Genomic DNA, 22619 nt, shown 5'->3' with positions numbered 1-22619 from the left:
GCACATGCTCTTTTTCCTCCAGCAGCTTCTCAACGGCGTGCATTCGGCGGCGATCTACGGCCTGCTCGCCTTCGGCTACGCGCTCGGCAACGGCCTTCTGCAGCGAACCAACCTGGCCTATGGCGGAATCTTCGCCTTCTGCGGCCAGACCATGATCCTCGCCGCGGTCTATGGCTGGCAGGTGCTATGGCTGACGCTGCCGGCGACGGTAGCGTTCGGCATCCTTGTGGCGCTCGGCTATGCCGCCCTCATCAGCCGCATCCTGTCGCGCTCGGTTTTCGCGCCCCTAGCCGGTCGGTCGCCCAACACCATTGTTGCCGCAACGCTCGGCGTGCTGATTGCACTGATGGAACTCAGCCGCCTGTCGGCAGACACCCACGATTACTGGCTGCCGCCGATGCTGGCGACGCCAGTCGTCTTCGCGTCCACCAGCAGCTTCGCGGCGACCTTGACCGTGATCCAGCTGATCAATGTCGCGCTCGTCATGAGCGTGGTGCTCGCCGGCACAATTTTCCTGTCGCGCTCGCGCTTCGGCAGGCATTGGCGCGCAGTGGCCGACGATCCATTCGCGGCAAAACTCTGCGGTCTCGACACGGAAAACATCTTCCATGCAGCGCTGCTTGCCGGCGGGCTCTGCGCAGGTCTCGCCGGCGTGCTAGCAGCACTCTACTACGGCAATCTCGGCTTCGGCGCAGGCCTCGTCTACGGCCTGAAGATCCTGTTCGTCACCGCCGTCGGCGGCTACTACGCGCCTGGACGTGCAGCGCTGGGGGCCGCGGCATTCGGCCTGGCGGAGTCGCTGTGGGCAGGCTACTTCCCGATCGAATGGCGCGATGCCTGGATGTACGGGCTACTCGCCGCCATGCTGGTGCTGTCAGGCGACCGCAAAGACGCGCCCCAAGCAGCCTGAACAGCTGAAAATCCGCTTTCTACTTTGGTTGAATGCCCCGGCGTCCGGCGGCATTTTCCTTGGATTTGCAGGCTTTGCGACGTCTATCCCCTTGCGCAGTCATGTTGACGGGGCACCGGTTGCCAGAATACCCATGACGTCCGGGGGGATGCCGCAAAACAACATCGGGGAACACGGCAATCCATCAGTTCAGGGAGGAACGCATGGCAGGGCTTCTCGCTCTATCCAGACTCATTGACCGTATCAACGAGGCAATCGGCAAGACGGTAGCCTGGGCGATCCTGGTCGCCATTCTCGTCAGCGCCGGCAATGCGGTGATCCGCAAGACGTTCAACATGTCGTCGAACGCCTGGCTCGAGCTGCAGTGGTACCTGTTCGGCGCCGCTTTCATGCTGGCCAGCGCCTACACGCTCAAGCAGAACGAGCACATCCGCATCGACATCGTCTACGGCATGTTCTCGCGCCGGAAACAGCACTGGATCGACCTTTTCGGGCACATCTTCTTCCTGATGCCCTTCGTCGTCCTGATGATCTTCTACTTCATCCCCTATGTCGGACTGTCGTTCCGCTCGGGTGAGGTTTCCTCCAGTGCCGGCGGCCTGATCCTGTGGCCGGCCAAGGCGCTGCTTCTGGTCGGCTTCCTTCAGCTCAGCTTCCAGGGCGTTTCCGAAATCATCAAGAAGATCGCCATCATGCGCGGCGACATGGAGGATCCCAACCCATTCATCTCGGCCCATGAAGCGGCCGAACTCGAAGGCAAGGCTCTCGCCGACGAGGCCCGCTCATGATCGAGTTCATCGCCCAGAACATGGCGCCGATCATGTTCTTTTCGCTCATCGTCTTCATGCTGCTGGGCTATCCGGTTGCCTTCTCGCTGGCCGCCAACGGCCTGTTGTTCTTCTTCATCGGCGTCGAGCTCGCGCCTTATTCCAACAACACCATCACGCTCGACTGGCCGCTGCTCTACGCCCTGCCCGATCGTTTCTGGGGCGTGATGTCGAACGAGACGCTGCTGGCGATCCCGTTCTTCACCTTCATGGGCATCGTGCTCGAACGCTCGGGCATGGCCGAAGACCTGCTCGACACGATCGGCCAGCTGTTCGGACCGATCCGCGGCGGCCTCGCTTATGCCGTCATCTTCGTCGGCGCCCTGCTCGCCGCCACCACCGGCGTGGTGGCCGCCTCGGTCATCGCCATGGGCCTGATCTCGCTGCCGATCATGCTGCGCTACGGCTATGACCGGCGCGTGGCGACCGGCGTCATCGCCGCTTCCGGCACGCTCGCCCAGATCATCCCGCCCTCGCTGGTGCTCATCGTGCTGGCCGACCAGCTCGGCCGCTCGGTCGGCGACATGTACAAGGGCGCGCTGATCCCCGGCCTGGTGCTGACCGGGCTGTACATGAGCTACATCCTGCTGATGTCCATCATCCGGCCGAAGTCGATGCCGGCGCTGCCGCTCGAGGCGCGCACCCTCGGCCACGGCGTGACCTCGCTTTTTGTGGCGCTGCTGGCAGCCACCGTGATCGCCTATGGCGCCCATGTCTATCTATCGCCGACCCATGGCGCCAACGCCGACATCCTCGGCGCCTGCGTCGGCATCATCGTCATCTACATCGCGGCAATCGCCGACCGGGGCTTCAATCTCAAGCTGATGTCGCGGCTGGCCCAGCAGGTCATCATCGTGCTGATCCCGCCGCTGGCGCTGATCTTCCTCGTGCTCGGCACCATCTTCCTCGGCATCGCCACGCCGACCGAAGGCGGCGCGATGGGCGCGGTGGGCGCACTGGTCATGGCCGGCATGAAGGGCAAGCTGACATTCGACGTCATCCGCCAGGCGCTGGCCTCGACGACGAAGCTGTCATCCTTCGTCATCTTCATCCTGATCGGCGCACGCGTCTTCTCGCTGACCTTCTACGGCGTCAACGGCCACCTCTGGGTCGAGCACCTTTTGGTATCGCTGCCCGGCGGCGAGGTCGGCTTCCTGATCGCCGTCAACGTCCTGGTGTTCCTGCTCGCCTTCTTCCTCGATTTCTTCGAGCTGGCCTTCATCATCGTGCCGCTCTTGGCGCCCGCCGCCGACAAACTCGGCATCGACCTGATCTGGTTCGGCGTGCTTTTGGGCGTCAACATGCAGACCAGCTTCATGCACCCGCCCTTCGGCTTCGCCCTGTTCTACCTGCGCTCGGTGGCGGCACGCGTGCCCTATCTCGACCGCATCACCGGCAAGAACATCCAGCCGGTGACGACGGGGCAGATCTACTGGGGCGCGGTGCCGTTCGTGTGCATCCAGGTCATCATGATCGGACTGACCATCGCCTTCCCGCAGATGGTCATGCACTACAAGGGCAAGGTGGTCGATCCCTCGACCGTCGAGATCAAGATGCCCGACATGCCCGGGCTGGGTGGCGCATTGGGCGGCGGCGGCCTCGGCCTGCCACCGCTCGGCGCTCCGTCGATCGGCGGGGCGGCACCGGCTCAGCCGGCGGCACCGGCAAACGATCTGACGAAACCGCCGAGCTTCAACTGACCAACTCGACACGCAAAAGGGGCGCCGCGCGGCGCCCCTTTTCATTTCAGATCAGCCCTACAGACAAGAAAACCCCCGGAGCGGAGGCTCCGGGGGTTTTCTTCCAACGTTTGCGATCCGATCAGAGCTTGCCGTTGCGCTGCTGGATCATCATGAAGGTGTCGTAGTTGTACTCGGCGATCTGGGCCCACAGATAGTGGTCCTTGCGGAACGCCTTGATCGAGTCCCAGACCTTTTTGAAGCCCGGATTGCTGGCTTCCATCTCGGCATAGACCTCGTTCGACTTCTCGAAGCAGGCGGCGAGGACTTCCTGGCTGAACGGACGCAGTTGCGCGCCGTTGGCGACCAGGCTCTTGATCGCGGTCGGGTTCAGATAGTCGTATTTCTGCAGCATGTTCGCGTCGGCCGCCTGGGCTGCGGTGCGCAACAGCGACTTGTAGGCCGGCGTCAGTTCCTCGAACTTGGCCTTGTTGAACATGAAGTGGACGGTCGGGCCACCTTCCCACCAGCCGGGATAGTAGTAGTAGGGCGCGACCTTGTGGAAGCCAAGCTTCTCGTCGTCATAGGGACCGACCCACTCGGCGGCGTCGATGGTGCCCTTCTCGAGCGCCGGATAGATGTCGCCGCCGGCGAGCTGCTGCGGCACGACGCCGAGCTTCTCCAGCACCTTGCCGGCGAAGCCGCCGACGCGGAACTTGAGACCCTTGAGGTCCTCGACCGTATTGATCTCCTTGCGGAACCATCCGCCCATCTGCACGCCGGTATTGCCGCCGGGCAAGCCGTAGAGGCCCTGGGTGCCCAGGAACTCGTTGAAGACGTCGATGCCGCCGCCATGGTAGTGCCAGGCGTTCATGCCGCGCGCGTTGAGCGAGAACGGAACCGCAGCGCCCAGGGCCCACGTGGGATCCTTGCCCCAGTAGTAATATGCCACCGTGTGGCAGGCTTCGACAGTACCGGCAGCGGCCGCGTCGGCCGCCTGCAGGCCCGGAACGATTTCACCGGCCGCGAAGGGCTGGATGGTGAAGTTGCCGTCGGTGGCTTCCGACAGATATTTCGCCATTGTCTCGGCGCCGCCATAGATCGTGTCGAGCGACTTCGGAAAAGACGAGGCCAGGCGCCAGGTAACCTTGGGGTTGGCCTGGGCAATGGCCGGCGCGGCAAGCGTAGCGGCGGCCGCAGCCGCACCAACGCCGGTGGTGCCGGCCTTCCTGATAAATGAACGGCGATCCATCAATATCCTCCCATGCTGGACCGAAAGAACATATATGACGTTAGGGAAAATATTGTCCTCCCACGACTAACGCCGCGGGCATCAATACACGGCGAAGGAGGCGAGTAAAGCGCACTGGACCTGGTCGGGAATGCGTGACAGCGGAAAATACGGGGGTCGCGCAAGCATTTAAAACTATAGTCTAATCCCCAGTTGGCCACGCAGGGGAGATATGCAAACTTGTGTTGGAAAAGCGCCTCGGGATCGCCTATTTTGCGGGCAAGGAAACAGCCTGCTTCCCACAAGGATTTGGATTCCATCATGCACCAGCCGCTCGTCGCCGTGTCGTCAGACGTCCGCCAGTTCGAGAACTACACTTGGCATGCGGCGCCCCAGCAGTATCTGGAGGCCGCGATTTCGGGCGCTGGCGTGCTGCCGGTGCTGGTGCCGTCCTTCGGCGACCGCCTTGACCTCGACGTGCTGCTGTCCTCGGTCGATGGCGTGATGCTGACGGGCTCCAAGTCGAACGTCGATCCGCGCCTCTATGGCGAGGAGGCGACTGAAGCCAATGGTCCATACGATTTCGCCCGCGACGCGACCACCATGCCGCTGATCCGCAAGGCGATCGAGCGCGGCGTGCCGCTGCTTGCCATCTGCCGCGGCATCCAGGAAATGAACGTGGCGCTGGGCGGCAGCCTCGCCACCGAGATCCAGGATCGCGAGGGCACCATGGACCATCGTGCCCGTGTCAGCGACAACCAGGACGAACGCTTCGCCATCCACCAGCCCGTAACGATCAAACCGGGCAGCTGCCTTGCCGGCGTGTTCGGCGCGGGTGACATCCTGGTCAACTCGGTCCACCGCCAGGCGGTCGACCGGCTCGGCTCCAGGCTGCAGGTCGAGGCAGTCGCCCCAGATGGCACGGTCGAGGCGGTGTCAGTGCGCGATTCACGCGCGTTCGCCGTCGGCGTGCAGTGGCATCCGGAATACTGGGTCAAGTCAGACGACGTCTCGCAGCGCATCTTCAAGGCATTCGGCGATGCGGTCCGTGCCCATTCGGCGGCGCGGTCTGCGGCAAGGGCCGCGGCGGAGTAAGCCTGCACTCGCTTGAACGGCGTCAACGCCCAGCGCCCTCGTGGTTCGACAGGCTCACCATGAGGGCTACTGAGGCTTCCTGCGTGGCGGATCGGAACTAAGCCCGTTCCTTCGGCTTGCCCGTCGACTGGCGGACATGCAGCTCCGGCTTGATCAACTCCTGGGACGGCCGAACCTGCTGGCCGTTGAGCTTGTCGAGCAGCGCGCTTGCCGCCCGACGGCCGACCTCACGCTGGCCGTTCCACACAGTGGTCAGCGCCGGGGTGGCGATCTGGGCTTCCTCGAGATCGTCATAGCCAGTGACCGAGACGTCGATGCCGGGCACCAGGCCGGCGCGCGCGATGCCGTTCATCAGGCCGATGGCGACGAGGTCGTTCCAGCAGCAGGCTGCCGTCGGCTTGTCCTTGAGCGCCAGGAACTGTGCGGCCGCCTCGAAGCCGCCCTGCTTGGTGCGTGGGCCGGCGATACGCCACGACGGCAAGACTTCCAGCCCCGCAGCCTCCATGGCGTTGAGATAGCCCTGGTAGCGGTGGCGGCCGGTCGAGGTCTGGTCGGTGCCGCCGATCATGGCGATGCGCTTGTGGCCGAGCGAGATGAGATGGTTGGTGGCGAGTGCCGTGCCATAGGCATCGTCGCCGCGGAAGACCGGAACCTCGGCGCCTTCGACCGAACGCGCGATCAGCACCGCCGGCAGGCCGTTTTCCTCGGCCATGACGATGTCCTCTGCCGGCGTGCCGATGGCCGGCGACATGATCACCCCGTCAGCGCCGAGCTGCAACAGCGTATCGACGAAGGTGCGCTGCTTTTCCAGCTGGTCGTAATGGTTGGAAAGGATGAAGGTCTGGCCGCTGCGATCGAGCTCGCTCTCGATGGAGCGCAGGATCTCGGCATAAAACGGGTTCATGATGTCGTGGACGACGACGCCGACAATGCCGGACCGCGAGGTGCGCAGGCTGGCCGCACGGCGGTTGTAGATATAGCCGATCTCGCGGGCATGCTGCTTGATGCGGTCACGGGTGACGTCGGCGACGAGCGGGCTGTCGCGCAGCGCAAGCGATACTGTTGCGGTCGAAACGCCGAGCGCGTCGGCGATCGTCGAAAGCTTGATCTTCTGCGCCAGAGCGCCCTCCATCCGCCAAGGTTAACGGACGGTCTTTTAAACCGTTTAAAGCCCTATGCCATTGTTCAACGGCAAATCAAAGCTTTTTTGCCAGTTCCTCGGCCTCGGCATTGGGCGCGGCTCGGTTCTTGACCCTGAGCTTGTGCTCACGATGGATGATGTAGAGGCCGCTGGAAACGATGATGGCGGCCCCCGCCAGCGTCCAGCGGTCGGGCAACTGGTCGAAGACCAGCCAGCCCAGGATGATCATCCACACCATCTGCAGATAGGGATAGGGCGCAAGGGCGGTGGCGCTAGCGCGCTGGTAGGCCTTGATCAGCAGCCAGTGGCCGAAGCCGCCGAACACGCCGAGACCAAACAAGACGAACCAGTCGTAGAAATGGGTGGGCAGCGATCCCGCCAGCGGCAGAGCAGGCAGCATGAAGATCGCCGGCACGACAGCCGAATAGAGGATCAGGCTCTCGGCCGTTTCGCTGCCGCCCATCTTGCGCGTCATGATGGTGTAGAGCGACGAACTCAGCATCGCGCAGATCGACAGGACGTGGCCGATGCCGAAGCCGCCGAAGCCCGGCCGGGTGATGACGATGACGCCGATGAAGCCGACGCCGACCGCCAGCCAGCGCCGCCAGCCGGCCCATTCGCCGAGCAGCGGACCGGCAAGTGCGGTGATCACCATCGGGCTGGCGAAATTGATCGATACCGTCTCGGCAAGCTGCAACGTCTGCAGAGCCATGAAATTGAAGATCGTCGAGCCGAACATGAAGACGGCGCGCAGGATCTGCATCCAGAGGCTCTGCGGCACCAGCCGCTCGGGCCGCTGCCACGCCTTGAACAGGACAAGCACCAGCACGGCATGGACGGCGAAGCGCACCCAGGTGACGAAGGGCGCGGCCATGCCCGACATGACCAGATGCTTGGCGCTGGTGTCGAGGAAGGAAAAGACGAGGCCTGAGGCAAATATCAGCAGGATCGCCGAGGACGGCGTTGCTGTTTCTGCTGGCTTTGGGGGAATCACGCTGGCGGGCCGGAAAAAGAAGGAGATGGAGCGGCTAATGCGCCAATCACTGCCGCCCCGCAAGACCTAACTCTCGATGGCGCAAAGAAACGCCTATTCCGCCGCCTCAGCCTCGACCTCGGTGTCGGCATCGGCTTCAGCTTCGGCCTCCGGCGTGGCCTCCGCCTCCGACGTAGCCTCGTCTTCGATGATGGTCAGATCCGACAGATTGGCCTCGATGCGCGCCAGAAGCTTGGACAGTTGCTTCAGGTCCTTCTTGTCGAAGCCCTTGAGCGCCTGCTTCTCGGTTTTCTTCACCGACTTCTCGACGGCACGGATGGCATCGCGGCCGGCTTCGGTCAGGTAGATATGGGCCTGCCTGGCATCGGTTTCGGAGGCGCGCTTTTCGAGAAAGCCCTGCGCCTGGAGCCGATTGATGGTCTTAGTGATCGTCGGCGGACGCACGCCGAGCCGCGAGGCGAGCTGACCGGGCGTCTGGCCGTCGTCGTCGTGCAGCGACAGCATGATCTGGTCCTGCCCAGCATAGAAGCCGTGCGCAAGCAGACGCGCGGCGAGCGACGTGCGCGCCAGTCGGGCCACCTGATGAAGCCGGCTCATCGCCGCGCCTTTGTTCGACTTGGACATCCGCATCTCCTGCGCCACGCCCCCGGTCCGCAATGGCCGAGAATAGCTGTCGCGTGGCCCTTGGCAACCATTCGTTGCGGGAGATTGTCGCCATGTCGCTTTGCCGGCAACCGACCACCCGCGCAAACCGCTCTTGCCAGACGGATGTTACAGTTCGATGACGGTCACAGTTCGCCGGCAAATTTTATGCACGCAGGCCCTGCCCGCCCGTTCGGCAGCCTCCCGAAATCCGTTCCAGCCATCGCCTGGCTGCCTGCCCAATGAAATTCCGGCATTGTCCCGCACACATGTCCGCCCTGTCGTTTGACACGTGCAAAAGCGCCGTCGGCATCCTATATGGAGCCTCTATTCGATCCCGAGGACGACCATGAGCGAAGCCCAGACCCAAATTCCCGTGACCGTGCTGACCGGCTATCTCGGTTCAGGCAAGACGACGCTGCTCAACCGCATCCTGTCGGAAAACCACGGCAAGCGCTATGCGGTCATCGTCAACGAATTCGGCGAGATCGGCATCGACAACGACCTGATCGTGGAGTCCGACGAGGAAATCTACGAGATGAACAACGGCTGCGTCTGCTGCACTGTGCGCGGCGACCTGATCCGCGTCGTCGAAGGCCTGATGCGCCGTCCCGGCCGCTTCGATGCCATCATCGTCGAGACCACCGGCCTCGCCGACCCGGTGCCGGTGGCGCAGACCTTCTTCATGGACGACGACGTGCGCTCCAAGACCAAGCTCGACGCGGTCGTGGCACTGGTCGACGCCAAGCACCTGCCGCTGCGCCTCAAGGATTCGCGCGAGGCCGAGGACCAGATCGCCTTTGCCGACGTCGTCGTGCTCAACAAGACCGACCTGGTCAATGCAGACGAACTGCGCGACGTCGAGGCTGCGGTCCGCGCCATCAACCCAGCGGCGCGCATCCACCGCACCACCCGCGCCGGCGTGGCGCTCGACGAGGTGCTCGACCGCGGTGCCTTCGACCTCAAGCGCGTGCTGACCGACGATCCGCACTTCCTCGACGCCCATGATCACGACCACGATCATGAATGCGGGCCCGATTGCGGCCACGACCATCATCATCACCACGATCATGATCACGACCACCATCACCACGATCATGACCATGGCGCGGTATCGCCGATCCATGACGTAACGGTGCAGTCGGTATCGCTCCGCGGCGGCGAGATGGACTCCAAGAAGTTCTTCCCCTGGATCGAGAAGATCACCCAGATGGAAGGCCCCAACATCCTGCGCCTCAAGGGCATCATCGCCATCAAGGACGATCCCGACCGCTACGTCATCCAGGGCGTGCACATGATCATCGAGGGCGACCACCAGCGCGCCTGGAAGGACGACGAGAAGCACGAGACCAGGCTGGTGTTCATCGGCCGCAACCTCGACGCCGAACGCCTCCAGCGCAGCTTCGACGCCTGCCAGGCCGACTGAGGTCGAGGCCTCCGACGCCCTCAATCCTTGCTAGGCCATACAAGGTCGAGTAAGGCCCCCTCACCGGCCATAGCGCGCCGGTGAGGCAGTGCCTGCCGGGCACTTCTCGGTACCAAACCTCCGACCGGACGTTCAAGAACCATGCCCACAGTCGCCCCGCTTGATCTCGACGGCCATTGCGTCACCGCCACATTCCTTGACGACATCCCGTTCTTCGCGCTCGCCGACGGCATGGTCAACTGGCTCGACCATGGCCAGAGATCGCTGAAACTGCATGACGGACTGCTGGCGGCGACCACGACTGCCGGCAACGACCGGATGATCACGGGCGGCGAGGACGGCAAGGTGATGTCGCTCGCCTCGTCGGGCACAGCGGAAGAGCTGGCGAGCTGCGGCCGCAAATGGGTCACCGCAGTGGCCTCGGGCCCGCAGGGTGCGGTGGCCTATGCCAGCGGCCGTAACGTCTGGGTACGTTTCGCCGACGGAAAGACCAAGGAATTTTCCCACCCGCGCTCGGTCGAAGGCGTTGCCTTCTCGCCCAAGGGCATGCGCATCGGCATCGCCCGCTACAATGGCGCGACGCTGCATTTCCCCGCCGCCGAGGGCAAGCCGGTTGAATTGGAATGGGCCGGCGCACACACTGGCATCACGTTTTCGCCCGACGGCGCCTATGTGGTGACCACCATGCAGGAAAATGCCCTGCACGGCTGGAAGCTTGTCGACGGCAAGCACATGCGCATGACCGGCTATCCGGCCAAGGTCAAAAGCCTGTCGTGGAGCGCCAAGGGCAAGTGGCTGGCAAGCTCGGGCGCGCCGGCGGCGATCGTCTGGCCGTTTTCCGGCAAGGACGGCCCGATGGGCAAGGCGCCGCTGGAGCTCGGCACCCGCGGAAATTCGATGGTGACATGCGTTGCCTGTCATCCGAGCGAGGATATTGTCGCCGTCGGTTACGACGACGGGATGGTGCTCGCCGTGCGCTTCGCCGACTCCAAGGAGGTGCTGTTGCGCCGCCCGGGCAAGGGCGCCATCACCTCGATGGGCTGGGACAAGGAAGAGCGCCGCATCGCCTTCGGCAGTGCCGCGGGCGACTGCGGTGTCATCGACATCGCGGGCTAGCGCAATTCCAGGAAAAGTGTGAAGCGGTTTTCCGTACGGAATTGCGAACAGTCTAAAGTCAACTAGCCCGAACAGCCCGCGACGGCTTGCGGCGCAACGCCAAGCCGTCGCGCATGTTGAGCGACAGCAGCGCGATGTTGACAGCTCCGGCGACAAGCTCCAGCGCCTGCACCGCGAAGAAGGCCGCATCGAAGCGGCCCTCCCCGGCCCAGCCAGCCAGCACATAGGCCGACGGCAACAGCACCAGAAGGCCGTTGGCGGCAACTACGCGCATGCGGCGCTTCTTGCGCTGTACGGCCGGGCTCTTCCACCCCTTCGCGAGCGAGAAGCCGGAAGCGCCGGCCACGATCATGAGCGGGATCAACACCGCCATGCCGGCGAGTATGCCTGCCTTCACCACAGCAATGGTTTCGACATCGCCGGACAGCTCCGTGGCCACCGTCGCTAGCCAGAAGCATCCGACAACAAGCAAGGCCGTGGCACCAGCCGCAGCATGGATCGTGGTCTTCATCGTCATGACCTCTCAGTTTGAATAGCATGCTATATATCATTGCATAGCATGCTATTCAACAGCTATCTCTCGGCGATGACCTTCCAGAAAGACCGCTCGGCCGGCTATCTCGCCAATCAGATGGCGCGCCTCTTCGCCAAGGGCCTGCAACAGCGCATCCGCTCCCTTGGGCTGGCGCCCGCACAATTCATGACCTTGCTGGCCTTGTGGGACGAGGACGGGCTGACGCAGAGCGAACTGGTACGCAGGCTCGACGTCGAGCAGGCGACCATGGCCAACACGTTGACCAGGATGGAACGCGACGGGCTCATCGAGCGGCGCACCCGGCCCGACGACGGCCGCTCGCAATCCGTTCACCTGACCCCGAAAGCCGTGGCGCTACGTGGACCGGCAACCGAGGCAGCGCGTGCGCAAAATGAGACCGCACTCGCCGACTTCAGCGAAGACGAACGGCAAACATTCCTCAAGCTGATGCGGCGCGCCATCGCCGCCATGCACGACGACTGATCGCGGAAAAGATAAAAGCCTATTCCACCAGGCAGGTGGCGCGGCCCGAATAGTTGAAGGTCTTGCCCTCGCCGCCGGCAGCACCCGCCATGTCGAAGACTGTGACGGAATACTGGCCGATATAGTCGCCGTCCTCGCCCGACTTGGTCTTGACGATCACTTCGACATAGCCGTGCGGCTTGTCGGCATCGCGTTCGCGATAGACGATCATGCGCAGCTCCTCGCCGTCGAGCCAGTACTGGGCAAGGTGTGCACTGTCGAAGCTCACCCTGCGCAAGTCTTCGGCGACAGCCTTGTCGAATATCTCGATCTGGCCGTGCAAATCAAAAACCGGGCTGCCCATACCGCGAGTGATGCCACTCTCGATGGTAAACTTTACCGCCCCATCCCTGGCGCCACAAGAGAGCCCGCCGGAGGCAACGGCCGGGCCTGTCGCTAGCAGGATCGACATGACCGCAACATTAGCACGCAACGATATACTCTCCCAATTCACACGATCTTGATCGGCAGCGATCGCGGCGGATGAAAGGCGCTGAGCCAATCGACAGCCGCCCTGCGGCCAGTTGCCTTGCGGGGCCGGCTGGCTAGAGTGGCGCCGACTGTCAAATGGGAGCCATGATGAACCGCATCGAACGACCGGAAGCCACTGAAGGCGGCGTGCCGCTATCACGGATTGCCGAACTCGCAACGACGGAGGCGGAAATCTTCCGCCGGGCGCGTCCGAAATCGCAAGCCGCTCTCGGCAATGGCGTGGCAGGGTTCTTCGGCGGCGTGCCGATGCACTGGATGAAGGATTGGCCGACGCCCTTCCCGATCCTCGTCGACAAGGCGAGCGGCGCCACCATCACCGATGTCGACGGCAACCAGCTTGCCGACTTCTGCCTCGGCGACACCGGTTCGATGTTCGGGCACTCCCCTGCCCCCGTCGCTCGGGCGATCCGCCGCCAGGCCGGTCGCGGCCTGACCTACATGCTGCCGTCGGAGGATTCACTCACACTCGGGCTGCTGCTGGCCGAGCGCTTCGGCCTGCCGCACTGGCAGATCGCGACGACGGCCACCGACGCCAATCGTTTTGCCCTGCGCGTCGCCCGTGCAGTCACCGGACGCGACAAGATCCTGGTGTTCAACGGCTGCTACCATGGCGCGGTCGACGAGACGATGGTGCGGTTGGCCAACGGCAAGTCGGTCAACCGGCCGGGGCTGGCCGGCGAGTTCCGCGATCTTACCGCCCGCACCCGCATCGTCGAGTTCAACGACCTGCCAGCCCTCGAGAAGGCGCTGAGCCATGGCGATGTCGCCTGTGTCATCACCGAGCCAGTGCTGACCAACTCGTGCATGGTTCTGCCCGAACCGGGCTTCCTGGAAGGCGTGCGCGCGCTCACACGGCAAGCTGGCACGCTGCTTTTGATCGACGAAACGCATACGATCTCGACCGGGCCCGGCGGCTACACTAGGAAGCACGGTCTCGCCCCCGATCTGTTCGTGCTCGGCAAGCCCGTCGCCGGCGGCGTTCCGGCGAGCGTCTGGGGCATGAGCGAGGAGGTCGCAGCCCGCTACGCCGCCTACAACAGCAGCAAGGAGCCCGGCTATTCCGGCATGGGCACCACGCTGTCGGCCAATCCGCTGCAGTTCGCCGCGATGCGCGCCGCGCTCGAAGAGGTGATGACCGAAGACAATTACGCCCACATGGAGAGACTGGCCAACCGACTGGCGAGCGGGCTCGACAAGGCGATCCGCCGCCACCGCCTGCCCTGGCACGTGATGCGCGTCGGCGCCCGTGTCGAATTCATCTGCGCGCCCGGGCCGCTGCGCAATGGCGGCGAGGCTGAACTCGCACATGCCTCGCGGCTCGAGGCGGCCGTGCATGTGGCGCTGGTCAACCGCGGCGTGCTGATCGCACCCTTCCACAACATGATGCTGGTGTCGCCGGTGACCACCGCGCGGCAGGTCGACAAGCTGGTTGCGGCTTTCGGCGATATTGCCGCTGCGCTTGCGGCATGAGACAAGGCATCAGGACAATTGAGTGACATCATGACTTCACCTTCCGGCTCGACCATCGACGAGGCCAGAGCCTTCCTCGACGCCCACCCAGAGATCGAAGCCTTCGACATCGTGCTGACCGATCCCAACGGCGTCGGCCGCGGCAAGATCATCCGCCGCCACGAACTGATGGGGCTCTATGAAGGCGGGCGGCACCTGCCGATCTCGATCCTCGGCCTCGACATCACTGGCGAGGACGTCCACGAGACCGGCCTGATCTGGGATTCGGGCGACGGCGACCTGCGCGCCTGGCCGATCCCGGGCACGCTGAAGCCGCTCTATGGCACCAGCCCGGCGCGCGGCCAGTTGCTGATGTCGATGTACCATCTCGACGGCGCGCCGATGACTTCGGACCCGCGCCTGGTATTGCAGCGGCAGGTCGACAGGCTGGCCGAGCGCGGCCTGCATCCGGCCGGCGCCTTCGAGCTGGAGTTCTTCCTGCTTTCCAACGAGCGCGACGGCGACGGCAAGGTGCAGCCGGCGCGCGCCGTACTCGACGGCCGGGCCTCTGGCAAGACCGAGGTCTATTCGGTCGACCACCTGCACGGCATGGAGCCTCTGTTTTCCGACATCTATGCCGCCGCCAGGGCGCAGGGCATTCCGGCCGAGACGGTGATCTCGGAATATGCGCCGGGCCAGTACGAGTTGACGCTGCGTTACCGCAAGGACGTGATGCAAGCCGCCGACGACCTGATCATGCTCAAGCGCATCGTCCGCGCCCAGGCCCGCCGCCACGGCGTCACCGCCTGCTTCATGGCCAAGCCGATCGAGAAGTATGCCGGCTCGGGCATGCATTTTCACGTCTCGCTGCTCGACGACGCGGGCAAGAACGTCTTCACCGAGGCCAGGGAAGGCGAATGGCAGCCGACGCTTCTCCACGCGCTCGGCGGGCTCGCCGCGACCATGGCGGAATCGATGTTGGTGTTTGCGCCGCACGCCAATTCCTGGCGCCGCTTCGTCTCGCAGTCCTACGCGCCGGTGGCCCCGACCTGGGGCGTCAACAACCGCTCGGTGGCGCTGCGCGTGCCAGCCGGCGACGCCAAGAACCGCCGCATCGAGCACCGCCCGTCGGGCGTCGACGCCAATCCCTATCTGGTGGCGGCGACCATCCTCGCCGGCATTCTGAAGGGACTGGACGAGCAGCTCGACCCGGGTCCCGAAACGACAGGCAATGGCTACGAGCAGGCGGAGGGCGCGGAAAGCACCATGCCGGCCGACTGGCGCACGGCGATCGAGGCGGCCAAGGCGTCACAGTTCCTGCGCGAGGCGTTGGGAGAGGACCTGCACCGCACCTTCACTGAAATCAAGCATGCCGAATATCTGCGCGTCGCCCGCACGGTGAGCGAGCTCGACTACCACCTCTATCTGCACGAGGTGTGAGAGGCGGGAACTGACAGCCAACAAAATCACGTCCGATAGACGAATTCCCAAGAACCGAGGCAGTGTAGCTTCAGTGCCACTGCCTCCCAGGTTTCACCTTCGGTATCGGCGCAGTAGCTCTCGATGAACTGCTCCAGGGATGCGGCATCAAAACGTGGCATGAACAGCATATGTTTGCCTGGCTGAACTCCCCGGCAATTGTGCACAAACCACTTCGGCGAGCACACCCGAAGAGTGAACGCGCCCAGTGCGTCCCCGCTCTCTAACCCTGCATAAAAGTCGATATCCAGAACAAAGTATTCCGGATCGTTCAGCGTGAGATTGGCAAGATTGTCATCGAAATCGTGCCGGCTGCCGTCCACCTCAAGTAGACGATGACCCATATACTGAGCTTTCATCGCTTTCCCCTCACCTCACCAAAATGGCCCTCAGATCATTCACATTCGTGCCGGTCGGTCCGGGAACGAACAGGTCGCCGACCGCGTTGAACGCCGTCCAGGCATTGTTGCCGGCGAGCATCGCCTTGGCGTCGACGCCGGCTGCCCTCATGCGCGCCACCGTCGAACCGTCGGCAAAGGCGCCGGCATTGTCTTCCGAACCGTCGATGCCGTCGGTGTCGGCGGCAAGCGCGTGGATGCCGGAAAGGCCGTCGATGCCGATAGCGAAGGCGAGCAGGAATTCGCTGTTGCGCCCGCCTTTGCCCCTCGCACGCAAGGTGACGGTGGTCTCGCCGCCGGACAGGATCAGCACCGGCTTGTTGAACGGCCGGTTGCGCAGGGCCACCTCGCGAGCAATCGCCGCATGAACGCCGCCGACCTCGCGCGCCTCACCCTCGACCGCGTCGGACAGGATGACCGCCTCGACGCCGAGCCGCCTTGCTTCCGCGGCGGCCGCATCGAGCGAAACGGCGGCGGAGGCGATGACGTGCACCTCGTTGCGGGCAAAGCGCGGATTGTCCGGCTGCGGCGCATCGGCGGCGTCCGTCGCAAGATGAGACATGACGGCTTCCGGCAGCGCGATCCGGTAGGTCTCGATCAGCCGCAGCGCGTCCTGGCGCGACGCCTCGTCCGGCACGGTCGGGCCCGATGCGACGAGGGCCGGATTGTCGCCGGGAATGTCGGAGACGACCAGCGACACTACGCGCGCCGGATGGGCGGCGACGGCAAGCCTGCCGCCCTTGATGTTTGAAATATGCTTGCGGATGGTGTTCATCGCCGAGATCGGCGCGCCCGAGGCAAGCAGCGCCTCGTTGACGGCGATCTCGTCGGCAAGCGTCAGTGGGCCCGCCGGCGACGGCAAGAGCGCCGAGCCGCCGCCCGAGACCAGCGCCACGACCAGGTCGTCCTCGGTGAGGCCCGAGACCGCTTCGAGCAGCAGCTTCGCGGCTTCAAGGCCATTGACGTCGGGCACCGGATGCGAGGCCTCGATGATCCTGATGCGCTCGCAAGGTGCCGAAAAACCGTAGCGCGTGACGACCACGCCTTCGAGCGGTCCGTCCCACGCCTTCTCAAAGGCCGCTGCCATCTGGGCCGAGCCCTTGCCGGCGCCGATGACGATGGTGCGGCCCTTGGGCTTCTTTGGCAGGTGACGGCGGATGGTCAGTTCCGGATCGGAGCCGGCGACCGCAGCCTCGAAGATCCTTGTCAGAAACTGCTTCGGGTCGGTCGTGGCCATCGGGAACGCCAGATCAGTTGTTCGAAACGGGCGGCAGCGCCAGTTCCTGCCGGTCGATGCCGAGATGGTCGCAAAGGGCGGCGACGACGACCTCGTGGTCCTGCCGCTCGGGTAGGCCGGACACGGCCACCGCACCTATCACGCCCACGCCCTTCACCCGGATCGGAAAACCACCGCCGGCAAGCACGTAGTCCTCGATCGGCAGCGCCTCGCCGACGGCAAAGGTACGATCCTCGCGCCCCTTGGAAAGCACCATGCGGTAGCTGCTGCGGTGAAATACCTTGACGACGTTGATCTTGCGGCGCGTCCACTCGGAATTGCCAACCGTGGAGCCCGGCAGCGCGCAATAAAACAGCGTCCGGTCCCACAGGCGGATATCGACGACGATGGGGAATTTTTCGGCAAGCCCACGCGCGCGGATGGCCGAGCCAATCTCGAATGCGGCAGCCTCATCAAAACCCTCGAAGACCAGCCGCGCCTCCTGCTCGGCGATCTTCCTCACATCGTCTGCACTTGCCATTGCCTGCTTCTCCCCTGCAACCAAGGTTGACATGGCAGACGCTGCGTCAAGGCGCAAGTCAGGCAGCGGGATCCATGGTCGACTTGGCCGGCCGTCCCGCGACATAGACCTCGACCACAGCGCGATCGTCACCCAGCGTCTGGAGCAGGAACAGCTCCTCTGCCAGAGTTTCGATGCGCTCCATCCTGAGGTTCATGCCGGGCGTTGCGCGGGCATTCAGCACGACGATGTCGGCATCCGTACCCGGCTCCAGTGTACCGACCCTGTCTGAAATCGACAGCGCCTCGGCGTTGCCGCGGGTCAGCTGCCAGTAAGACGCCAGCGGATTGAGCTTTTCGCCATTGAGCGCGATGACCTTGTAGGCCTCGTCCATGGTACGCAGCATCGAATAGTTGGTACCGCCGCCGACATCGGTGGCGGTGGCGATGCGCAGCGGCTTTTCGCGGCGGCGGTAGCGGTGGTAGTCGAACAGGCCCGAGCCGAGGAACAGGTTGGAGGTCGGGCAGAACACGGCAATGGCGCCGCTTTCCGCCAGCGCATCGGCTTCGCGCTCGGAAAGATGGATGCAGTGGCCGAGCAGCGTGCGGCTGCCGAGGAGGCCGTAGTGCTCGTAGATGTCAGTGTAATCGCGCGACCAGGGATACAGCTCCTGGGTAAAGGCGATCTCGGCATGGTTTTCCGACAGATGCGTCTGGATGTGCAGGTCGGGGTGCTCGCGCGCCAAGGCACCGGCCATTTCCATCTGCTCGGGCGTCGACGTGATGGCGAAGCGCGGCGTGATCGCATAGCGCTGGCGACCCTTGCCGTGCCAGTCCGATATCAGCGCCTTGGTGTCGTCGTAGCTCCCCTGCGGCGTGTCGAGCACGCCCGAAGGCGCGTTTCGGTCCATCATCACCTTGCCGGCGATGGTCATCATGTTACGGTCATGCGCCTCAGCGAAGAAGGCTTCGGCCGACTGCCTGTGCACCGAGCAATAGGCGGCAACGGTCGTCGTGCCGTGGCGCACCATCTCGTCCAGGAACAGCCGCGCGATGCGGCGGCCATGCTGGGCGTCGATGAACTTGGTCTCTTCCGGAAAGGTGTAGTTGTTGAGCCAGTCGAGCAGCTCGGCGCCGTAGGATGCGATGACCTGCATCTGCGGGACGTGGACATGGGCGTCGATGAAACCGGGCAGGATGAGATGCGGGCGGTGATCGACGACCTTGACGCCCTCGCCGGCCTTGGTCGCGACCTCGGCATAGCTGCCTACGGCGGCGATCCTGCCGTCTGCCATCAGCACGGCACCGTCTTCCTCATAGGCATAGGAAGCGCGGTCGTCGGCACTGTCGGGCCAGCGCAGGAAGGAAAGCGTCCGGCCCCGGAGAAGGAGTTTGCTCATGGCAGTCGTGCTTTCCAATCGTCGGCCGACGTTCGGGCCGATCAGTTCTTCCGCGCCTGCTCGTACCAGGCGACCAGCAGCGCCCGCTCCTGAGGCGTGATCTGGGTGACATTGCCGGGCGGCATGGCATGGCTGCGGCCGGCCTGCAAATAGATTTCGCGGGCATGTTCGGCAATCGCCCCGTCCGTCTCCAGGATCACGCCCTTGGGCGCATGGTAGATGCCCTCATAGGACGGTTCGGCAGCGTGGCACATGGCGCAGCGGCCAAGCACGGTGTCACGCACCGCCGGGAACTGCGCCGCGGCGACGAAGGGCTGGGTGGTGACCGCGGCGTTCTTGTCCTCGCCGGTCAGCACCTTGGGCACGGTCGACAGCCACATGATGACGATGAACAACAAGGTCGCCGCGAACCATGTCCAGTGCGGGTTGCCCTCACGCTTGTGGAGGGTGTTGAAGTAGTGGCGGATCAGCACGCCGATGATGAAGATCAGCGAGGCGATGACCCAGTTGAACTCGGTGCCGAACGCCAGCGGATAATGGTTCGACAGCATCAGGAACACGACCGGCAGGGTCAGGTAGTTGTTGTGCGTCGAGCGCGTCTTGGCGATCTTGCCATATTTCGGGTCGGGCTTGCGGCCGGCAATCAGGTCGGCGACGACGATCTTCTGGTTCGGGATGATGATCATGAAGACGTTGGCCGACATGATCGTAGCGGTGAAGGCGCCGAGGTGCAGGAAGGCGGCGCGGCCGGTAAAGAGCTGCGCATAGCCCCAGCTCATGAACACCACGATGGCATAGAGCACGATCATCAAGAGCGTGTCGTGGTCGCCGAGCTTCGACTTGCAGAGCAGATCATAGATCACCCAGCCAAGCGCGATCGAGGCGAGCGAGATGCCGATCGCTACCGGCGCCGACACGTCGAGCACGTTGCGGTCGATCAGGAACAGTTCGGCGCCGCCGTAATAGACCAGGCAGAGCAGCGCGAAGCCCGACAGCCAGGTGCTGTAGGATTCCCACTTGAACCAGGTCAGGTGCTCCGGCATCTGCGCCGGCGCCACCAGATACTTCTGGATATGGTAGAAGCCGCCGCCATGGACCTGCCACTCCTCGCCATGGGCTCCGGCCGGCAGTCCAGCGTGCTTGCGCAGGCCGAGGTCGAGGGCGATGAAATAGAAGGATGAGCCGATCCATGCCATCGCGGTGATGACATGCAGCCATCGCACGGCGAAGCTCGCCCAATCCATGAAGAATGCCAAGTCGTACATCCACCGTCCCTTTTGCGCAGAAGCCGCAATCTTACGATGCCCGATGCATTGGGGAAGTGAAAGGATCCGCGATGACTTTCAAAAAAATCTGGAAAATACTAGGCTCTCGCAGCGGCGCATGAGCCGGCATGGAACTATCAGCATCGCATGGCTTATCTCGACAACATCGCCGTTTTCGTCCGGGTCGTGGAACTCGGCAATCTTTCAGCGGCGGGCCGCGACATGCGCATTTCGCCCGCCGTCGCTTCAAACAGAATCAAGGAACTGGAAAAGCACCTCGGCGTCAGGCTGTTCAACCGCACCACCCGGCAGCTGATGCCGACCGAGCACGGCAACGTGTTTTACGCAGGCGCCAAGCAGGTGCTTGATTCCATCACCGAAGCGGAAGCCGCGGTTTCGGCACTTTCCGGCCAGCCGCGCGGCACCATCCGCGTCACCGCCCCGCTCGGCCTCGGACGCCGGCTTGTCGCCTCGGGCATTCCCGAGTTCCACGACAGATACCCTGACATCGAGGTTCGCCTCCGGCTCTCGGACCACAATGTCGACATCCTCAAGGAGGGCATCGACGTGGCGTTCCGGCTCGGCCTGATCGAGGATTCGAGCCTCAGGATGCGCGGCATCATGGAATGCGAGCGCGTGCTGGTGGCCGCGCCCAAATATCTCGAACGGCGCGGCGAGCCGCAAAGCCCGAACGAACTGCTGGGGCGAAAGCACGACTGCCTGATGCTGCGCTATCCCGGCAACCGCGAACATTTCTGGACGCTGGAGACATCCAAGGGACCGACCAAATTCGAGGTTCACGGCCCGTTCGATTCGGATGACGGCGACGTGCTGACCGAATGGGCGCTGGCCGGGCGCGGCATCATCAACAAACCGCGCTTCGAGGTCGAACCCTTCATCCGTGACAACCGCCTGAAGGTCATCCTGCCCGCGACGCCGCCGATCCCGGTGCAGTTCGCCGCCGTATATCCGCACAAGAAGCTGCAGGACCCCAAGGTCCGCCTGCTGCTCGACTTCATGGCCGACCGCTGCCAGCGGCTGATCAACGATATCCTGGCCGGCAAGTAAGCCCTGCCATCAGGCAAGCGCCTGATAGGCCGAGGTCCAGAAGTCGACATAGTGCTTCGGCGCTTCAGGCGAATCCATCATCCGCTGGGTAAGCAATACGCCGGCGATATCCTCGGTCGGATCGGCATAAGCCGAGGTGCCATAGCCGCCATCCCAACCGAACCGCCCCGGCGTCATCCAAAGGTTGTCGCGCTTCAACGCCACAGCCATGCCGAAGCCCCAGCCCGAATTTCCGTTGAAGAACATCTGTGCGCTGTCCTTCTGCTCCGGTGTCAGATGGTCCGATGTAATCAGTTCCACCGAGGCACGCGACAGGATGCGCGTGCTGCCAAGCTTGCCCTTGCCGAGCAGCATCTTCTGGAAGGCGAGATAGTCGTCGGCAGTCGAGACTAGCCCACCGCCGCCAGACTCGAAGGCGGGCGAGCGCGTAAACAGCCCGCCTGCGGCCTCGTCATAGACGGTGAACTTGCCAGTCTGGACATCGCGGCTGTAGGCGGTGGCGAACCGATAGACCTTTTCGGTGGGGACGAAGAAGCCGGTGTCCTTCATGCCAAGCGGAGCGAAGATGCGCTCCTGCATGAATGCAGACAGCGGCCGGCCGGCAGCACGCGAAACCAGCACGCCGGCGACGTCGAGGCCAGTGTGATAGAGCCAGCCGTCGCCGGGCTGATGGGCAAGCGGTAGACCACCGAGGCGCTTCATGTAGTCGTCGGGCGCCCCCCGGAAGACGTCGGCACTGGGCGCAATCCCGGCCTCCTCCATGGCATGCTGTATGGGATAGCGGATCGGATATTCCATGATGGCGCCTAACCCGAAACGCAGGGTCAGCAAGTCGCGCAAGCTGATCGGCCGGTCGGCAGGCACGGTGTCGGCAAGCGGGCCATCGACGGCCCGAAGCACCTTGCGGTCGGCGAGTTCCGGAAGCCATTTGTCGACCGGGTCGTCCAGCCTGAGTCGGCATTCCTCGACAAGGATCATGACGGCAGCAGCGGTGACCGGCTTGGTCAAGGACGCAATGCGGAAGATGCTGTCGCGCCGCATCGGAGCCGTGCCGCCGAGTGCTAGCGTGCCCACGGCCTCGACATGGGTTTCGCCGCCGCGGCTGACCGCCCAGACCAGGCCCGGCACGTCGCCGCGCTCGACATGTCCAGCCATGACCGAGCGCATTCTCCCAAGGCGGTCGGCTGCGAAATGTCCTGTGCTCATTGGCTTGCT

Annotated in this window: 22 protein-coding genes; 10 read left to right on the top strand and 12 right to left on the bottom strand. The window is 63.9% G+C overall.

Annotated elements, in window-relative coordinates; genetic code table 11:
* Positions 1-4: 4 nt before the first annotated feature.
* From ABSY17_RS07385 to ABSY17_RS07375, 3 genes are all read left to right on the top strand, one after another.
* Positions 5-910, top strand: a complete 906-nt coding sequence (locus tag ABSY17_RS07385; protein ID WP_378948617.1) for a branched-chain amino acid ABC transporter permease — start codon at positions 5-7, stop codon at positions 908-910.
* A 203-nt stretch (positions 911-1113) separates the two neighbouring features.
* On the top strand, positions 1114-1698 hold the full coding sequence (locus ABSY17_RS07380) for a TRAP transporter small permease subunit (protein WP_378948614.1): 585 nt from the start codon (positions 1114-1116) through the stop codon (positions 1696-1698).
* Complete coding sequence (locus ABSY17_RS07375) at positions 1695-3437, top strand: TRAP transporter large permease subunit (protein ID WP_378948611.1); 1743 nt, start codon at positions 1695-1697, stop codon at positions 3435-3437. Before ABSY17_RS07380 ends, ABSY17_RS07375 begins: the two co-directional genes overlap by 4 nt.
* A 121-nt stretch (positions 3438-3558) precedes the next feature.
* Here ABSY17_RS07375 and ABSY17_RS07370 read toward each other — a convergent pair whose 3' ends face one another.
* Positions 3559-4668 (bottom strand): TRAP transporter substrate-binding protein, encoded by a 1110-nt coding sequence (locus ABSY17_RS07370; RefSeq protein WP_378948608.1) that lies wholly within the window; start codon positions 4666-4668, stop codon positions 3559-3561.
* 300 nt (positions 4669-4968) lie between these two features.
* On the opposite strand from ABSY17_RS07370, the gene ABSY17_RS07365 reads away from it, so the two are divergent.
* Positions 4969-5742, top strand: a complete 774-nt coding sequence (locus ABSY17_RS07365) for a gamma-glutamyl-gamma-aminobutyrate hydrolase family protein (RefSeq protein WP_378948605.1) — start codon at positions 4969-4971, stop codon at positions 5740-5742.
* Positions 5743-5839: 97 nt separating this feature from the next.
* Here the strand turns inward: ABSY17_RS07365 and ABSY17_RS07360 are convergent, their stop codons facing one another.
* From ABSY17_RS07360 to ABSY17_RS07350, 3 genes are all read right to left on the bottom strand, one after another.
* Positions 5840-6874: a LacI family DNA-binding transcriptional regulator gene (locus tag ABSY17_RS07360; RefSeq protein ID WP_378948602.1), complete on the bottom strand. Its 1035-nt coding sequence runs from the start codon at positions 6872-6874 to the stop codon at positions 5840-5842.
* A 64-nt stretch (positions 6875-6938) separates the two neighbouring features.
* On the bottom strand, positions 6939-7877 hold the full coding sequence (locus ABSY17_RS07355; protein ID WP_378948599.1) for a DMT family transporter: 939 nt from the start codon (positions 7875-7877) through the stop codon (positions 6939-6941).
* 93 nt (positions 7878-7970) lie between these two features.
* On the bottom strand, positions 7971-8501 hold the full coding sequence (locus tag ABSY17_RS07350) for a MarR family winged helix-turn-helix transcriptional regulator (RefSeq protein WP_378948596.1): 531 nt from the start codon (positions 8499-8501) through the stop codon (positions 7971-7973).
* A gap of 367 nt (positions 8502-8868) precedes the next feature.
* Here ABSY17_RS07350 and ABSY17_RS07345 point away from each other — a divergent pair, with 367 nt between their 5' ends.
* Both ABSY17_RS07345 and ABSY17_RS07340 read left to right on the top strand, forming a co-directional pair.
* On the top strand, positions 8869-9945 hold the full coding sequence (locus tag ABSY17_RS07345; protein WP_378948593.1) for a CobW family GTP-binding protein: 1077 nt from the start codon (positions 8869-8871) through the stop codon (positions 9943-9945).
* A gap of 141 nt (positions 9946-10086) precedes the next feature.
* Entirely contained in the window at positions 10087-11061 is a 975-nt protein-coding gene (locus ABSY17_RS07340) for a WD40 repeat domain-containing protein (protein WP_378948590.1), read from the top strand.
* Between the two features lie 58 nt (positions 11062-11119).
* Here ABSY17_RS07340 and ABSY17_RS07335 read toward each other — a convergent pair whose 3' ends face one another.
* Positions 11120-11578: a hypothetical protein gene (locus ABSY17_RS07335; protein ID WP_378948588.1), complete on the bottom strand. Its 459-nt coding sequence runs from the start codon at positions 11576-11578 to the stop codon at positions 11120-11122.
* A 42-nt stretch (positions 11579-11620) separates the two neighbouring features.
* On the opposite strand from ABSY17_RS07335, the gene ABSY17_RS07330 reads away from it, so the two are divergent.
* Positions 11621-12079, top strand: a complete 459-nt coding sequence (locus tag ABSY17_RS07330) for a MarR family winged helix-turn-helix transcriptional regulator (protein WP_378948586.1) — start codon at positions 11621-11623, stop codon at positions 12077-12079.
* Positions 12080-12098: 19 nt separating this feature from the next.
* Here ABSY17_RS07330 and ABSY17_RS07325 read toward each other — a convergent pair whose 3' ends face one another.
* Positions 12099-12551 carry a hypothetical protein gene (locus ABSY17_RS07325; protein WP_378948584.1) on the bottom strand — a complete coding sequence of 151 codons (453 nt, stop codon included), beginning with the start codon at positions 12549-12551 and terminating at the stop codon, positions 12099-12101.
* A 143-nt stretch (positions 12552-12694) separates the two neighbouring features.
* On the opposite strand from ABSY17_RS07325, the gene ABSY17_RS07320 reads away from it, so the two are divergent.
* A complete protein-coding gene (locus ABSY17_RS07320) occupies positions 12695-14080 on the top strand; it encodes an aspartate aminotransferase family protein (protein WP_378948582.1) in 1386 nt (461 codons plus the stop codon).
* A gap of 30 nt (positions 14081-14110) precedes the next feature.
* Positions 14111-15499: a glutamine synthetase family protein gene (locus ABSY17_RS07315; RefSeq protein WP_378948580.1), complete on the top strand. Its 1389-nt coding sequence runs from the start codon at positions 14111-14113 to the stop codon at positions 15497-15499.
* A gap of 26 nt (positions 15500-15525) precedes the next feature.
* On the opposite strand, the gene ABSY17_RS07310 is transcribed toward ABSY17_RS07315, so the two are convergent.
* The 5 genes from ABSY17_RS07310 to ABSY17_RS07290 are packed head-to-tail and all read right to left on the bottom strand — an operon-like array spanning position 15526 to position 20336.
* The gene (locus ABSY17_RS07310; RefSeq protein ID WP_378948577.1) at positions 15526-15897 is read right to left on the bottom strand and encodes an Imm8 family immunity protein; all 372 of its coding nucleotides are present in this window, start codon (positions 15895-15897) and stop codon (positions 15526-15528) included.
* Positions 15898-15907: 10 nt separating this feature from the next.
* The gene (locus ABSY17_RS07305; protein WP_378948575.1) at positions 15908-17173 is read right to left on the bottom strand and encodes a glycerate kinase; all 1266 of its coding nucleotides are present in this window, start codon (positions 17171-17173) and stop codon (positions 15908-15910) included.
* Positions 17174-17186: 13 nt separating this feature from the next.
* Entirely contained in the window at positions 17187-17693 is a 507-nt protein-coding gene (locus tag ABSY17_RS07300; protein ID WP_378948573.1) for a heme-degrading domain-containing protein, read from the bottom strand.
* Between the two features lie 58 nt (positions 17694-17751).
* Entirely contained in the window at positions 17752-19071 is a 1320-nt protein-coding gene (gene guaD / locus ABSY17_RS07295; protein ID WP_378948571.1) for a guanine deaminase, read from the bottom strand.
* A 41-nt stretch (positions 19072-19112) separates the two neighbouring features.
* Positions 19113-20336, bottom strand: a complete 1224-nt coding sequence (locus tag ABSY17_RS07290; RefSeq protein ID WP_378948569.1) for a urate hydroxylase PuuD — start codon at positions 20334-20336, stop codon at positions 19113-19115.
* Between the two features lie 147 nt (positions 20337-20483).
* Here ABSY17_RS07290 and ABSY17_RS07285 point away from each other — a divergent pair, with 147 nt between their 5' ends.
* The gene (locus ABSY17_RS07285) at positions 20484-21404 is read left to right on the top strand and encodes a LysR family transcriptional regulator (RefSeq protein ID WP_378948567.1); all 921 of its coding nucleotides are present in this window, start codon (positions 20484-20486) and stop codon (positions 21402-21404) included.
* A gap of 9 nt (positions 21405-21413) precedes the next feature.
* Here ABSY17_RS07285 and ABSY17_RS07280 read toward each other — a convergent pair whose 3' ends face one another.
* Positions 21414-22610: a serine hydrolase domain-containing protein gene (locus ABSY17_RS07280; protein ID WP_378948564.1), complete on the bottom strand. Its 1197-nt coding sequence runs from the start codon at positions 22608-22610 to the stop codon at positions 21414-21416.
* Positions 22611-22619 lie beyond the last annotated feature (9 nt).

The organism is Mesorhizobium sp. ANAO-SY3R2 (genome assembly GCF_042466635.1).
Lineage (GTDB): Bacteria > Pseudomonadota > Alphaproteobacteria > Rhizobiales > Rhizobiaceae > Aminobacter.
This window is presented reverse-complemented; position numbering and strand designations above follow the sequence as displayed.